The organism is Paenibacillus phyllosphaerae, assembly GCF_014192105.1.
GTDB lineage: Bacteria > Bacillota > Bacilli > Paenibacillales > Paenibacillaceae > Paenibacillus_Z > Paenibacillus_Z phyllosphaerae.
The window spans coordinates 491,915-506,636 of record NZ_JACHXK010000003.1 but is presented as its reverse complement, the minus strand read 5'-3'; the positions used below and the strand labels follow the sequence as shown (position 1 = coordinate 506,636).

Here is a 14,722-nt window from a genome sequence, read left to right as displayed (position 1 = left end):
CTTATACGCGGGGTAGATAGATTTCTAACGATAGCGAATTGCCGGCAATCGTTGTAATTGTATTACCATCCTTATCGAATACTTTCAGCGACTTGATGCTGAAAACGGCTGTTCCAGCCTCCGTGGCTTGGAAAGGAACGCGAAGGACGATGGAGTTATTCGCCACGTTAACGGCCGTGCCGGACTGTACGAGTACAGCGGAGTAAACCAACGTCCCGGTGGCGGACCCCGAATTAATCGTCTTGATCTGGTCTACGCCGAGCGCATCGTTGACGATTTCGCCTTCAGGCTCGATTTTGAATGGGCTAAGTTTGCGAATGCTCGTATAGGCCTCTGTCGCGTACAATGCGGAGTCGAATGCCGCCACATTGGCGTTATATTGCAATTCAAGTTGGTAACCATAGACTGGCTTCGAGGTAAAGTCTGTGAAATTCACATTGAGCGGTATGGTCTGACCGAGCGCAACTCGATTATCCGTATAAGAATTGGCGAACGCAAGTGATACTGTCGGCTGTACACTTCCACCATTACTCGATGAACCGGAGTTTTCGGAGGTATCCGATTTGTCTGGATCATAGTCTTTGTTATAGCTGGCTTGGTTGAGTTCCGACAGCTGTTGCTTCTTATCTTGAAGTTTTTTAAGCAGATCGTCCGCAATTGACTTCTGCTTCTCGATTAGTTCTTGCTGCTTTCGGTTCTGTTCTTCCTTTGCCTTCTCTATCAGCTTCTGTTTCAGTTCCTGCGCTAATTTATCTTTTTCCGATTGGATCATCTCCGCGGGAGCCGTTAAATCTACAATGACTCTACCCGCTTCTTTGTTCGCTTGTTCGACCAACTTCTGAAGGTCGGCTTGCTCAATCTTCTTCTGCTGCAAGGCTTGCTGAGCGATCATGGAGACGAACGACTCCATATTATGTTTGAACCGTTCCAATTCGCCGGGATCTGTGATCGAATAGCCTTCCAGGCCATCCGGTTGCCCTAGCTCTTTTTTCCACTTCTCGATCATTTGCTGCTGTTCTTCATAGATCGAAGCCGCATTGGCGATTAGCGCAGCAATGACCTCTGGCGAAGACTCTGCTACCAGCGATTCGATATCGACGATGGACGTGATCGATTGAACGCCATCGGACTCTGCTAATTGTGTGATCTGCTGGGTCGGGTAAATGAAGATTTGACCGTCTAATTGCTCCGTCTTCCCTACGTTCCACATTTTTTTCGCCGTGGTCGACTCAATTACGCCTGCCGCCAAATAAACTTGAGTCACTCCTGTCGCCGGATTCACGTTCACTAAGAAATGGGTTCCGCGGACACCCATGATCGACGTCGGCGTCTCTACCTCGAACCGGTCGTCGGCATTGGACACCGACTTGACCTTCACCCACAAGGAACCGGCCCACACGGTGAGCTTGGCCTTCGTTCCCTTCTCGTCCTTGAGTTTCGTGAACGAAACTTCCGAGTTGGCGCCGATGGTAACCGAGTCTTGATCCGCCACGTCACTCGCCAATTCAAGCACGATTGAACCGTCCTTACCCGTCCGGATCACGTCGCCTTCATTTAATGTCATGTTCTTGAACGCTTTGAACGCCTTAGCCCCGCCGGATTTCAATACCGATACGGTTCCGCTTACTTTCGTAGCGATGGCGACGCGGCTGACTTTTGCCGACGCTTCGCTTGCCCCCACCAGCAAGGCTAGCGGACCGGCTAGCAGCATGAGGCACAGCGTAAGCATTACGCCTCTCATTGTCATGGTCTTCAATCCCGTTCTCCCCTTATGTCAATTGTTGTCCGCAGCCTGCTTGCGGGTATCGTGCACCTGCGTGACAAGGACCGGCATTTCTTTGCCCTTCACCTTGATCTCGCCGATCGTTTCGGTCTCGAACAGACCTTCTACGCGCGCTAGAGTCTCTTCACTGATCAGAATTTGGCCCGGTTTGGCATTCGCCTCTAGCCGTGCCGCCAGATTCACGGTATCGCCTATGGCCGTATAATCAAGACGAAGCATCTCCGATCCGATATTGCCGACAACCGCCGGGCCGCTGTTAATGCCGATACCGAAACGCACCGGGAGCCCGATCTCACGCAAGCATCTTTCTTCCAAATCAGCCGACTGCCGCTTCATCTCGAGCGCCGCTTGTACCGCGAGCTCCGGATGGTTCGGCAGATCGACCGGCGCGCCGAAGATCGCCATGACGCCATCGCCGATAAACTTGTCCAGCGTTCCGTTCCACTTGAATACCGCTTTGGTACAGATGTCCAAATACTCGTTCAACACCTGGATAACCTGTTCAGGCTCCAGCTTCTCCGACATCGGCGTAAACCCGCGAATGTCCACGAACACCACGCTGATATCGCGGCGCTGTCCGCCGACCTTAATTTCCTCTCCTGAAGCCAGCATCTCGTCGACAACCGTACGCGGGACGAATCGCCCGAATATATTCGTGACCCTGCTTCTCTCCCGCCGCTCTAGCACGAAATGGAGGACGACCGACCATAGGAATGCCGTCGTCAATGCTAGGAACGGATAGATGAAGACAATGAAATGATGATAGAAGAAATAAATATTCATCCAGAGCGCGACGAATAGGATAACGAGAATCCCGTATACGATGAAGGTTCTGGTCCCCTTGAATCGTTCGAACAAGAACATGGCCAGCAAGGTTAACACGAACAGGGTCGTATAATTGACCGGCTTGCCCGTATCGAAATAAAACTTGCCCGCCGCCAGCGACTGCACCATATTCGCATGGATCTCGACCCCGTACATCTTGAGCGTCTCGCTAAGCGGCGTAGCATACTCATCCTGCATGCCTGGCGCATACGGTCCGATCAGGATAACGTCGTCCTGATAGTAATCTGCCGGGATATTACCCGCCAGCACATCGAAGAACGACTGCGCGTCATAGCCGGTGTCCGCACTCGTCTCTTCCCTCGGCTTCGTATAATACTCGGTCGTCACTTGTTGCCGTTCATTCGTTGGAATCCGGTCATCGCCATGGTACCAAGCCTGTTTCGCTTCATCCCAGCGAATCTGATCTTCTTCCTTCAATAAATAGTTGGCGAGCTTCACGCTAACGGCGGGAATCATATTGCCTTGTTCATCCTTAGCCCCGAGCGTCACCATCCTGACGACGCTGTCGCTGTCTTGCATAACGTTAATGTGGCCGAACTGATTCTGGCTGGCGCCGATCGTCGCCGAAGGATAGTCGATCGATTCGGTCTCCATCCTGCCTGCCGCTTCCTGTTCCGCCTTGAAATTAAAAACGACGGGCAGCACGATATTGGGGTATTTTTGCAATACCCGAGCTAGTTCAGCGTCGCTCGCCGGATCGGCTCCTGGCTCAGCCAGCACGATGTCCAGGAATATGGCCTTCGCTCCAGCGCTCCCGAGCATATCGATCAGTTGCGCATATAAGGCCCGGTCCCATGGGAATTGGCCTAGCTGTTCCAGAGAAGCCGTATCGATCTTGATCAGTTTGATTTGCGGATAGGGCTCTCTTTCCTTATCCGATTGTTTGCGTATCGCGTCTCGCAGCGGGGTTTCCACAAACCCGAGCATACCGCCCGATCCCAGACTGTACAGGAACGACCAGAACAAGCTGATCAGAACTCCCGCAATAAGCAAACGAATCCAGCTTTTTCTAAGCATGGCGCTTTTCCACGTCCCCACTGTTATATAGGTCTTTCGTCTATGATTCTATGACTCTATTGTAGTGGAGTATAGCGGCGACTGGCAATAAGAAGCTTGTCGAAACAAGGTGAATGCTCTCGAATCATCTCAGAAAAAAATAAGAGACCCCCGCGCTTGCGTTATGCAAGCACGAGGGTCTCGTTAGGAACGTTATTGAGTTCGATTAGTTGAACGGCGAATCCGCGATCTTAATCGAATCCGTAGGACAGCCATCGCAAGCGTCCTGCATGTCATCATACAGATCTTCTGGAATTTCTTTCACGCCCAGGTTGCCGTCGCCATCAAAGATGGTCTCCGCCAGACCTTCATCATCGTAATCATAAATGTCAGGCGCCGTTGCACCACAAGCTCCGCATGCGATGCATGTATCTTTATCAACGTAAGTAAATTTCGACATGTGATACCCTCCTATTATTGAGATAAGCCAATCCACTTATCTGAGCTGCGTTAATTAGAGTAATTATAACCTTCACTCATCACTATATAACAAAAGATCGTCCGTTTGCAAGGATGTCCCCCGAATTCGCTTGTTGCGGATGAGCGCTGACGGATCGTCTCCAAGCATCCCGGCCGTGAGCACGGCGTCCTCGCCGAACTTATCCCTCAACTGATCCATTGCCTTCGTGAGTGCTTCCTTGCGTGGCTGCTCCTCGTAGTTAAACAGATCCAGCTGCACGGCAGTATCGTCTCTCGGCGAAAGATTCTGCAAGGTGACCCCAAGCAATCGAAGAGGATCCCCTTCCCGCCAGTAACGATCAAAGATCGTCGTCGCTTCCTTGAAAAGATCTGCCATTACGTCGGTCGGCACTTCCATCGTCGAGGAACGCGTAATCGTCGTCATGTCCGGCTTGCGGATCGTAATCTGGACGGCCTTGGCCATTAGCTTCTGCCGTCGCAGCCGCCTTGCAGTCTGATCCGTCAAATTAAGCAGAATCCGGTGAGCCTCCTCACGCTCGGTAACATCGCGGGGCATGGTTGTCGTGTGGCCAATCGATTTGTTCGGCTCACGCTCGGCGATGACGGGGGAATGATCGATGCCGTTTGCAGCGGCTTTTAGCCAAGAACCAACTACCCCAAATTGCTTAATTAGCAAATTTTCGTCAGTGGCAGCAAGCTGTCCGATGGTACGAATGTTCAGTTTACGCAATTTCTCGGCTGTTTTGCGCCCTACGCCAAACAAGGTGTCGCATGGCTTGTGCCAGAGCAGCTTCGACACGTCGCGAATGCGCAGTACCGTGAATCCATTCGGCTTCTGCATATCTGAGGCCATCTTCGCCAACAGTTTATTCGGCGCTATACCGATCGAGCACGGGAGCTGCCATTCTTGCTGAATACGGGTCTGGATCGTACGCGCAATTTCAAGCGGCTCGCCGAATACCGATGAACCCGTAATATCTAGATAGCATTCGTCAATTGAGGTCGCCTCTACTAGAGGTGTATATTGGCTCGCGATGGACATGAAACCTCTGGAGTATTTACGATACAGGTTGAAGTCCGGCTGAATCAGGATCAGGTCGGGACAAAGCTTCAGCCCCTGCCTAACCGTCATGCCGGTCTTCACGCCTCGCTGTCTCGCGGCGTAAGAAGAAGTCACGATAACCCCTTTGCGCAGCTCGGAACTGCCGGCGACCGCGGTCGCCTTTCCTTTATATATGTCAGGTTGTTCCGCTTCGTGAACGGAACAATAGAAGGCATTCATATCCAGATGAATAATAATTCGTCCGGTTCGATTCGTTGCCATGAACCGCTCACATCCTCTTACCTCATAGGCATTCATTTTGCGTAACCACAGCATACCTAACCGCCGCCCGAAGCGTCAACTTGTCCATCGGAAGTGGACACTCGTTCTCATTGGATACACACAACTTCGTTTACGCCCACCGTATTACATGCTATAATGAACCAATTATATAATTGTGTGATTCTACATGAGGAAGGAGCGTCCAAGCATGGCTCAGGAAATTTCGATCTTCGACACAACGCTGCGGGACGGTACGCAAGGCGAGGGAATCAGTTTATCTGCGGAAGACAAATTAAAAATCGCCCAGAAGCTTGATGCTCTCGGCGTCCATTATATTGAAGGCGGCAATCCGGGCAGTAACAGCAAGGACATTGAGTTTTTCGAGCGCGCGAAGCAGCTGCGGCTGCAGGCCAAGCTGACCGCATTCGGCAGCACCAGACGCAAACATAGCGTGGCTGAGCACGATACCAGCTTACTACGAATCGTGGAATCCGGTGTGCCTGCGGCGACTTTGGTCGGTAAATCATGGGATTTCCATGTTCATACGGCACTACAAACAACGCTCGAAGAGAATTTGGCGATGATCTACGACTCCTTCGCCTTCTTGAAACGCAACGATGTCGAGGCCATTTTCGATGCCGAGCACTTCTTCGATGGTTACAAGCATAATCCCGAATATGCCTTGTCTGTGCTTCTTAAGGCGCAGGAAGCCGGTGCGGACTGGCTCGTTCTCTGCGATACGAATGGCGGAACGCTCCCGACCGAGATCCATGAGATCGTCTCCCGCGTACGCGAGGAATTGATTGTTCCATTGGGCATACATACCCACAACGACTGCGAGCTTGCTGTCGCCAATACTTTGGCAGCGGTCCAAGCCGGCGCTCGGCAGGTCCAGGGTACGATTAACGGTTACGGCGAGCGATGCGGCAATGCGAATCTATGCTCCATCATTCCGAACCTGCAGCTCAAGATGAACTATGCCTGTCTGTCAGCCGATCAATTACAATCGCTTACAACGACGGCCCGCTATATCAGCGAAATCGCCAATGCCCACATGCCTGTCGGACAGCCATATGTCGGCAATGCCGCATTCGCGCATAAAGGCGGTATTCACGTCTCCGCGATTATGAAAGATTCCAAGACGTACGAGCATGTTCGCCCGGAATTGGTCGGCAACAAGCAGCGGATTCTGGTATCCGAACTGGCCGGACAGAGCAATATTATTTCCAAGGCGCAAGAACTCGGCCTAGACATTAATACGAACAACGATAAGACGAAGAAAATTATGGAGCAAATCAAAGAGCTCGAGCATCAAGGCTACCAGTATGAAGGCGCCGATGCTTCGCTGGAATTGCTGCTGCGTGACGCGTTCGGCGAGCATAAGGCGATTTTCACGCTAGAATCGTTCAAGATGATTATGGAGAAAGCAGCCGGCCAGATGAATGCTGAAGCGATCGTTAAAGTGAATGTCGATGGCGAGACCGTCTATACGGCAGCGGAAGGCAACGGCCCCGTTAATGCGCTAGACAACGCGCTGCGCAAAGCGCTTGTCCAATTTTATCCGAAAATTAACGCGATTCATCTTACCGACTATAAGGTCCGCGTCATCGATGAGAAGGACGCAACTGCCGCCAAGGTTCGCGTTCTTATGGAATCGACGGACTTCGAGAGCTCCTGGAGTACGGTCGGCGTCTCCAGCAACGTCATTGAAGCTAGCTGGGAAGCACTGGTAGACAGCTTCCGTTACGCCTTGCTCAATATGTCCAAGGTAGAAACCGCACATGACGTACCTCGCGTGCGACTAGGTCTCGTTAACCACTAAATAATGAAAAGTCAAAAACGCCAAGATCTAAAGGCCTTCCCCTTTAGCGCTTGGCGTTTTTTTGGTCATGCAGCTAAGTTCCCTTAAGAGCTTGAACCGTTTGATGTTGGAAGCCATTTGTCAATTTTCTCTTTCCAGGCGGCTTTGGTAATGACACCCGTTACCCGCTCACGAACAATCCCGTTCTGGTCAATGATTAGGCTGGTCGGGAATGACGTAATCTTATACTGCTCCGTTGCAGCCCCCTCCCGGTCCATAAGAATCGGGAACGTAAATTTCTGTTGATCGACGAACTCACGCGCTTGACGTTCTTTATCATAGCTCGTGGCGTTAACGCCTAACAGGACCATCCCATCCTTATATTCCTCGGACAAGGCTTGCAGATCCGGCGCCTCCAGCTCGCAAGGTCCACACCACGAAGCCCAGAAATTGACCAGCACCAATTTATCGTTCTGTCCGCCTACAACCATATTCTGATCCGCCAGATCCGGAAGCGTAAGGACAGGTGCCGTATAGCCCGGCTTAGGTTTAACCTCAACTGAAGCCGCATTGGCTGAACTACTTTCCTCTAGCGCCGTAGTAGCTGATGCGAGCGGCTTGGACTTCTCAATATTCTGGTATACAGCCACACCAATCATTACAACTACGACAGCCAACAGAATAAGTGATCGCTTCATTGTAAGCCTTCTTTCTTTCCATATATGTCTAACGTTGTCGTTAGCCACTTAATTGCCATGTTACCATGCAGCAGAATTAACCTCAAGTTTATGGGCACATTACGAAAGGGAAAAACAACAATTCATGGAGAGTGGTTCGATTATGAGCGGCACGAAAACACACGGGGGAACCTCTCCCGGCAAAATGCGAACCGTGGAGAAGCAGACGACGAAAGACGGCAGTAACGGCAACAAGTCCGCCTCAGGAAAGAAATGGGTTCAATACTTCGCACTTGCCACTGTTCCGCTCGTCCTCGTACTAGGCAATTCCATGCTCGTACCTATTTTACCCGATATGCAAGCCAAATTGAACGTGAGCGACTTTCAGTCCAGCTTAGTCATTTCCACGTTCTCCGTTGCAGCAGGGCTAATCATACCCCTCATGGGTTATTTGTCCGATCGTTTTGCCCGCAAAAAAATAATCCTCGGCTCCTTAGCGCTCTATGGCGTAGCTGGGATCGTCGCCGGGCTAGGTGCTTTATGGCACTCTTACGCACTCCTTATTACCGCTCGAGCTTTTCAAGGGATCGGCGCTGCAGGCACATCGCCTATCGCAATGGCTTTAGTGGGCGATATGTATAAGGACGGGGAGGAAAGCGAAGCACTCGGATTAATCGAAGCCTCGAACGGATTCGGTAAAGTACTTAGCCCCATCATCGGTTCTCTATTAGCGATGATTGTTTGGTATGCGCCTTTATTCGCCTTTCCGTTGTTCTGTGCCGCTTCGTTCGCAGCCATGATGTTCTTCATCAAAGAACCTGAATCAAAACAGGAACCGCCATCGATTAAGGAATATCTCGGCAATATCGTGAAACTGTTCAAGCAGAAAGGGCGTTGGCTCATCTCTGCCTTCGTCTCTGGCTCACTTGGCCTCTTCATCCTGTTCGGCGTTCTGTTCCGCCTGTCCGATATTCTCGAGAAACCGCCTTACTCGATTGAAGGTGTGGCCAAAGGCGGCATTCTGGCGATCCCTCTGCTAGGACTGGTCATTACCTCCTACATGACAGGCCACCATATCAAGAACAATGGCACGCTGATGCGGCGCCTTATGGTGATCGGACTTGCGCTAATGGCCGTTTCTTTGGCTGCTGCGGCCTTCTTCTATAAGAACGTCTGGGTCGTTATCGGACTCGCAAGCTTAAGCAGCGTGGGTACAGGGCTTCTATTGCCTTGTCTCAACACCTTAATTACGGGCGCCGTCGACCGTCAGCATCGGGGGATGATTACTTCCCTATATAACAGCCTTCGATTCTTGGGTGTCGCATTCGGCCCTCCATTATTCGGATGGCTTGCCAGCAAGTCCGATATTCTGCTCTACAGCGTCATAGCTGGCCTAAGCCTTGCTGGACTCGGTCTTGTAGCCGCATTCGTCCATCCGCCTAAGCAAGCCGGTGACACTGGCGGTTAAACCGCCGTATGGTATACTAAAGGGCAAACGAACGGCAAGCGAGGCTGATACCGTGCAAGAGCAACCATTGAACCTCCCGGATTCCACCATTCTCATCCATTCACAGGCCCTCTTGCGGATGATCTCTCTCTCCGGCTCCGCACTGCCTAACGAGGCGTGCGGAATACTGGGAGGCCAATTTATCGATACCGAATCGACACGTCTGTCGATCGAAACCGTCTATCCCATCGCGAACCGAGCGACAAGCAGAAGCTTCACTTTTTCATTCGCGCCTGAAGAATGGGTTAGCGCCTATTATGCCATGCAAAAAAACCGACAATCCCTTGTCGGTTTCTTCCACTCTCATCCAACGACGCCGCCTATCCCGTCACAAGCCGATCTAGCGGGCATGCAGTGGTCCTCTATTCCTACCTATTGGATTATCTCTTTGGCTGATCGCGATGCCTCTAATATTGCCCATGTGAAGGTATATCGGAAGGCAGGACAAACATGGCTCCCTTCAATGTTTACTCAGATAAGCATATAAGTCACCTAACGTTGTAATATTGCGCGCCAGAATCCGTTTCAAGTAACGTTGCCACAACCGCGCCGTCATCAAGGAGTCTTCAAGCGCATGATGCCGCTGCGTGATTTCGATGCCGCCGTCCGTCAACAATTCATCCAGGCCGTACCCTTCCCGATTCGGTTCCAGCCACTTGGCCACCATCATCGTATCGAGTACGCGATGGGTCAGGTTTATTTTCGAAGTACGCCATAAGGCCGCATTCAGAAACTGCTTATCATGACCGCTCGCGTGTGCGACGAGCATTCTTTTGCCGACAAACTCCATAAAGTCATGCAGCACCTGCATCAGATCCGGGGCATCCTCGGCCATATCGTTCGTAATGCCGGTTAACTCGGTAATATGCTTCGGAATTCTTCGCTTCGGATTAACCAGGCTGTAGAAAATCTGCTCTTCGTGCAGCTGCATGCCCGTCAGCTTAACGGCACCGACGGAGATGATCTCATCGCCGTTATAGGGATAGAACCCGGTCGTCTCCAGATCAAAGACGATCACTTCCATCTCATCCAGAGGTTGCTCCATGGCGGACTGCTTGCGCTGCTCTTTGGACATGGAGCGGATAAATGCCATTTGCTGCGCATTCTGCGCCCCAAGCATCGAAGCAATCGCCGGTGTAATGCCACCCATTTTATACAAATGCCACATCCGTCCGACGCCTTTTTGCTCTTTCATGGATTCCCCATACACCTCACATTTTGCCGCCCATTAGGCGATGAACCTGCCGTTGGAGTTTCTTCCCTACGCGCAGGGCGGTTTTCAGCTCATCGATCAACTCCTTCGTTAATCGACGGCTCGCTAACTTGCCATTGTTCCCATACATCGCGTCCACCTCGCGCTCGGTCGTCATTAGACGCAACCGAAGGAACAGCTTGAATGCAACCGTATACGCCTGGGCATCCTCATCGGTCAATCTGCCCCTAGCTTTCAGTTCTTGAATGCGGGCCAATGTCGAGGTCTCGTGCAGCTCGGCCTGGATAGCTAATAATCGAATGGAATTCACCATCGGAATATAGGCGCCGTATTTCACATCAAGGCTGCCAGCATCCTCGCCATACTGCTCTTTCAGAAGTTGTCCGAATACACCGATAAGCACCTTATGCCGCATCGTATTGCTCAACATATGATTGACAATGACTGGATTCTTCAACATGTCGGAATAAAAATGACGTTTGAGCGCACTGAGCAGTTCTTCTTGCCCGTATACGCAGCGGCCATCCGCCACAATAAGCAGGTAACGAACCCGCTCCCAATTCGGATCCTCGAACCAACCGTTAAGCTTATGCTGCCATTCGGTCAGCGAATGGTTCCAATCCAGATTGTTGCTAATAACGTTGCCTTCGCATGGCGGATAACCCAATTGTTGCAAGGATTGCACGATTGTAACTGCGAATTGTTCAAAATACCGTTTGACTTCGTCCCGTTCGAATTCGTCCTCTGGATCGCGATAGATCAATCCACTATCTTGGTCACTGGAGAATGTCTGCTCTTTTCTGCCACCGCTGCCGAACAATATATATGCATAAGGCACGGGCGGGGAACCATTCCCCAACCGTGCCATTTGCATTTCTGAAAGTGCGATAGTCCGCTGAATCAGCGCATCATGCACGTCATTCAGATGATTATAAAATTGTTCAACCGGTTGTTCGGAGAGCAGAGACCCCATCTGGTCATGGAATTGATCCCGTAATCCACGCAGCGTCTTCATATCGTCCGCTGTTCGAATCAATGTCAGCAGCTGCGTACCGACCGGATCGTTCATGCTGCCCTCTCCCTTTCTTATCGCATGAAAATCTAGTTCGATTTTAACATGGAATTACAGGTTTTGTTGGGCTTTTTTCATTTGTTCCGGGTAGCCGTAAGTGCCATGCTCGGAAAGGTCCAGACCAATGATTTCTTGCTCTTCTGTTACACGGAAGCCCATAACCAGCTTCATGACGCCAAGAATCAGGAACGAGGCTGCAAGGACGTATGCGCCGCAGACAACAACGGATTCGAATTGAACCCACAGTTGGTGCCAGCTGCCCGTATCGATCAGACCGCCTTGGCCAACGCCAACTTTCTCAGCAAGTTCTTGCGTAGCGAAGATACCATTTGCAAGTGTACCCCAGATACCAGCTGCACCGTGTACGGACAGCGCGTAGATCGGATCGTCGACTTTCATCTTTTCGAAGAACTTGACGCTGAAGAATACGAGTACGCCAGCGACCAGACCAATAACTACCGCTGCCCATGGAGCAACGAACGCACAAGAAGCTGTAATGGCAACGAGACCGGCAAGCGCACCGTTCAACATCGAAGTAATGTCCGCTTTACCCGCTACGAGCCAGGAGATCAAGAGTGCTGCAACCGCACCGCCAGCGGCGCCAAGTTGCGTGTTGAAGGCAACGTAACCGAAGAAGCCATCGCCTACGCTAAGTGCAGAACCAGCGTTGAAGCCGAACCAACCTACCCACAGGAGCAATACGGACAATGCGCTGAACACTTGGTTGTGACCCAGAATTTCGTTCGCCGAGCCGTCTTTATTGAATTTGCCGATACGGGGTTTCAGTAGAACGGTTGCCGCGAATGCAGCAAGCGCGCCTGTCAAGTGAACGACGGTGGAACCGGCATAGTCTTGCGCGCCGTCTTGTGCAAGCCAGCCGCCGCCCCAGATCCAGTGAGCTACAACGGGATAGATAACGGCCGTGAATAGAATCGTAAAGATAAGATAGGAAGAAAGTTTAGCGCGTTCCGCGAAACCGCCCCATGCGATGCTCAAGGAAATCGATGCGAAAGCAAGTTGGAATATGAAGAAGATCGTCGAAGGATAATTGTCGCCTTCGCCAGCAGAGATCGAAGGATCGAAGAAGAAGCTGCCGGTACCGATAAACTTATTCAAGGCTTCCGAGCTGTCAGCGCCGAAAGTGAATCCATAACCCACTGCCCAATAAATCAACGAACAAAGACCAAGCGTGAAGATTGTTTTACCTGCAACGTGTCCGGCGTTCTTCATTCTCGTCGAACCGGACTCCAGCAGGATAAATCCGCCTTGCATCAATAGGACTAGAATAGCAGCAACCATAACCCACAGGGCATTAAGACCCATGTTCAATTGTGCTGCTGAAGGATCATCCGCGTACGATAATGCCGGGAACAACAAGGATAATGCACCTAATGAAAGCAAAAGTTTCTTGACCACAACGACCACTCCCTCAATGTGATGATTCCTTACACTCTAGGAAAGACTTAATGTCATTATAGTCAGAAGAACCTGATTTGACAATACAGTTTTTAGTTGAACTGAAAAAAATTCTAACATTCGCTTGTTCAAACAAGACGAATGTTAAGTTTTTTCACAGTTTGAATGAATTTTCTGCAAAAATCCGCGTTTATCCTTCGCATTTCGGCTTGTCTAATGCACAGCTGTCCACTCTGGAAGTGCAAGAGGCTCGCCTGTTACGAATTCCTATGTCAGGTTTAATAAAAATCATTGGCCGAAAGCATCACGTTTGACTGTATGGTTCATTTTTCGGTATCATAGATAATAAGTAATCTTGTGTTTGAAAGAAGGTGAGACTATGGAAGAGAAACCATTGTACCGTATTGGCGAGCTCTCCAAACTTGCAGGTGTCAGTCCCCGAACGATTGATTTTTATACTTCCTCAGGACTTATCGAGCCAGAAGCCAGATCAGCCAAAAATTATCGGCTCTACAGTGATGAAACGTTGCACCGGCTCAAACGTATTGAACAAATGAAAAAAGACAAGTATTCATTAGATGAGATTAAAGCCAACCTGAACGGCTGGCAAAAAATTTCATCTGAAGAGCAGGTTTCCGGTAAGCTGACAGACCTTCAACTTCATCTAGAGCAGCTTCAGCGCGAAGTCAAAGAGCTTGAGCCTGTATTGAGTCAACTGAAGCCAAGTCAGGCGCAGAAAGTCATCAAACGATTGGTGCCATCCACTGCAGCCTGTGTCGAAGCGCTAATGCTACTGATGAACAAAAGCGGGTTTATGTAAGCTGCTGCCGAAGACCTTCATTAGAATGAAGGAGGAACGCATATGTTTTTTCACCCGATGGACTTTCTCATTCTCATCGCCTTTGCCGTCTCGATCTGGGCGCAATTCCGCGTTCGCGGGACATTTAAGAAATGGTCGGAGGTCAGAGCGATGAGCGGCCTAACAGGCTATCAGGCCGCACGCCGCATGCTTGACAGCAACGGCTTGCACGATGTGCCGGTTGAGCCCGTGCCAGGGACACTTTCGGACCACTACGATCCGATCCATAGAGTTGTACGATTATCGGAGCCTGTATATTATGAAAGCTCCATCTCGGCCATTTCCGTTGCGTGTCATGAAGTTGGCCACGCGATTCAGCACAAAGTCAGTTACCCTATGCTGACGCTCAGGCACAAAATGTTCCCGCTCGTTAATATCGCATCGGGAGCAGCCCCATTCCTCTTGCTAGCCGGTTTTCTGTTCCACTTTACCGGCCTGATCGGACTTGGCATTATCTTCTTCTCCGCGGCGGTTGCTTTCCAGCTCGTTACGCTGCCTGTCGAATTTAACGCAAGTTCCAGAGCAAGAGATCTTATGGTCGCAGAAGGATTCATAACGAACCAAGAGGAACGAGGAGTAGCCAAAGTATTGAATGCGGCGGCACTAACGTACGTTGCAGCTGCGTTGATTTCACTACTTGAGCTGATTAAATATATTATGATTTTCAGAAGCAGTGACGATTGATCCGATAAACAACAAAGGAGACCGGCTTATGCCGGTCTCCTTTGTTGTTTATGCCTCTAGTTCT

The 14,722-nt window shown here is 50.6% G+C and carries 13 protein-coding genes; 5 read left to right on the top strand and 8 right to left on the bottom strand.

Annotated elements, in window-relative coordinates:
- Position 1: 1 nt before the first annotated feature.
- From FHS18_RS09960 to FHS18_RS09945, 4 genes are all read right to left on the bottom strand, one after another.
- Entirely contained in the window at positions 2–1,747 is a 1,746-nt protein-coding gene (locus FHS18_RS09960) for a FecR domain-containing protein (protein ID WP_246427578.1), read from the bottom strand.
- 27 nt (positions 1,748–1,774) lie between these two features.
- Positions 1,775–3,646: a CHASE2 domain-containing protein gene (locus FHS18_RS09955; RefSeq protein WP_183599541.1), complete on the bottom strand. Its 1,872-nt coding sequence runs from the start codon at positions 3,644–3,646 to the stop codon at positions 1,775–1,777.
- Between the two features lie 205 nt (positions 3,647–3,851).
- Positions 3,852–4,085, bottom strand: a complete 234-nt coding sequence (locus FHS18_RS09950) for a ferredoxin (RefSeq protein ID WP_183599539.1) — start codon at positions 4,083–4,085, stop codon at positions 3,852–3,854.
- Positions 4,086–4,157: 72 nt separating this feature from the next.
- Positions 4,158–5,429 (bottom strand): DNA polymerase IV, encoded by a 1,272-nt coding sequence (locus FHS18_RS09945; protein WP_183599537.1) that lies wholly within the window; start codon positions 5,427–5,429, stop codon positions 4,158–4,160.
- Between the two features lie 208 nt (positions 5,430–5,637).
- Between FHS18_RS09945 and cimA the strand changes: the two genes are divergently transcribed.
- The gene (cimA, locus tag FHS18_RS09940; protein ID WP_183599535.1) at positions 5,638–7,251 is read left to right on the top strand and encodes a citramalate synthase; all 1,614 of its coding nucleotides are present in this window, start codon (positions 5,638–5,640) and stop codon (positions 7,249–7,251) included.
- An 83-nt stretch (positions 7,252–7,334) separates the two neighbouring features.
- Here the strand turns inward: cimA and FHS18_RS09935 are convergent, their stop codons facing one another.
- Complete coding sequence (locus tag FHS18_RS09935; protein WP_183599533.1) at positions 7,335–7,928, bottom strand: TlpA family protein disulfide reductase; 594 nt, start codon at positions 7,926–7,928, stop codon at positions 7,335–7,337.
- Positions 7,929–8,070: 142 nt separating this feature from the next.
- On the opposite strand from FHS18_RS09935, the gene FHS18_RS09930 reads away from it, so the two are divergent.
- Both FHS18_RS09930 and FHS18_RS09925 read left to right on the top strand, forming a co-directional pair.
- Positions 8,071–9,375: an MFS transporter gene (locus tag FHS18_RS09930; protein ID WP_183599531.1), complete on the top strand. Its 1,305-nt coding sequence runs from the start codon at positions 8,071–8,073 to the stop codon at positions 9,373–9,375.
- Between the two features lie 52 nt (positions 9,376–9,427).
- On the top strand, positions 9,428–9,901 hold the full coding sequence (locus tag FHS18_RS09925) for a Mov34/MPN/PAD-1 family protein (RefSeq protein ID WP_183599529.1): 474 nt from the start codon (positions 9,428–9,430) through the stop codon (positions 9,899–9,901).
- Here the strand turns inward: FHS18_RS09925 and FHS18_RS09920 are convergent.
- Genes FHS18_RS09920 through FHS18_RS09910 form a run of 3 tightly spaced genes read right to left on the bottom strand, consistent with a single transcriptional unit; the run spans position 9,875 to position 13,115 of the window.
- On the bottom strand, positions 9,875–10,609 hold the full coding sequence (locus FHS18_RS09920) for a 3'-5' exonuclease (protein ID WP_183599527.1): 735 nt from the start codon (positions 10,607–10,609) through the stop codon (positions 9,875–9,877). The genes FHS18_RS09925 and FHS18_RS09920 overlap by 27 nt on opposite strands.
- A gap of 16 nt (positions 10,610–10,625) precedes the next feature.
- A complete protein-coding gene (locus FHS18_RS09915; protein ID WP_183599525.1) occupies positions 10,626–11,696 on the bottom strand; it encodes a DUF294 nucleotidyltransferase-like domain-containing protein in 1,071 nt (356 codons plus the stop codon).
- A 54-nt stretch (positions 11,697–11,750) separates the two neighbouring features.
- Positions 11,751–13,115 carry an ammonium transporter gene (locus FHS18_RS09910; protein WP_183599523.1) on the bottom strand — a complete coding sequence of 455 codons (1,365 nt, stop codon included), beginning with the start codon at positions 13,113–13,115 and terminating at the stop codon, positions 11,751–11,753.
- Positions 13,116–13,494: 379 nt separating this feature from the next.
- On the opposite strand from FHS18_RS09910, the gene FHS18_RS09905 reads away from it, so the two are divergent.
- Entirely contained in the window at positions 13,495–13,935 is a 441-nt protein-coding gene (locus tag FHS18_RS09905; protein ID WP_183599521.1) for a MerR family transcriptional regulator, read from the top strand.
- A 42-nt stretch (positions 13,936–13,977) separates the two neighbouring features.
- Positions 13,978–14,658, top strand: a complete 681-nt coding sequence (locus FHS18_RS09900) for a zinc metallopeptidase (protein WP_183599519.1) — start codon at positions 13,978–13,980, stop codon at positions 14,656–14,658.
- Positions 14,659–14,722 lie beyond the last annotated feature (64 nt).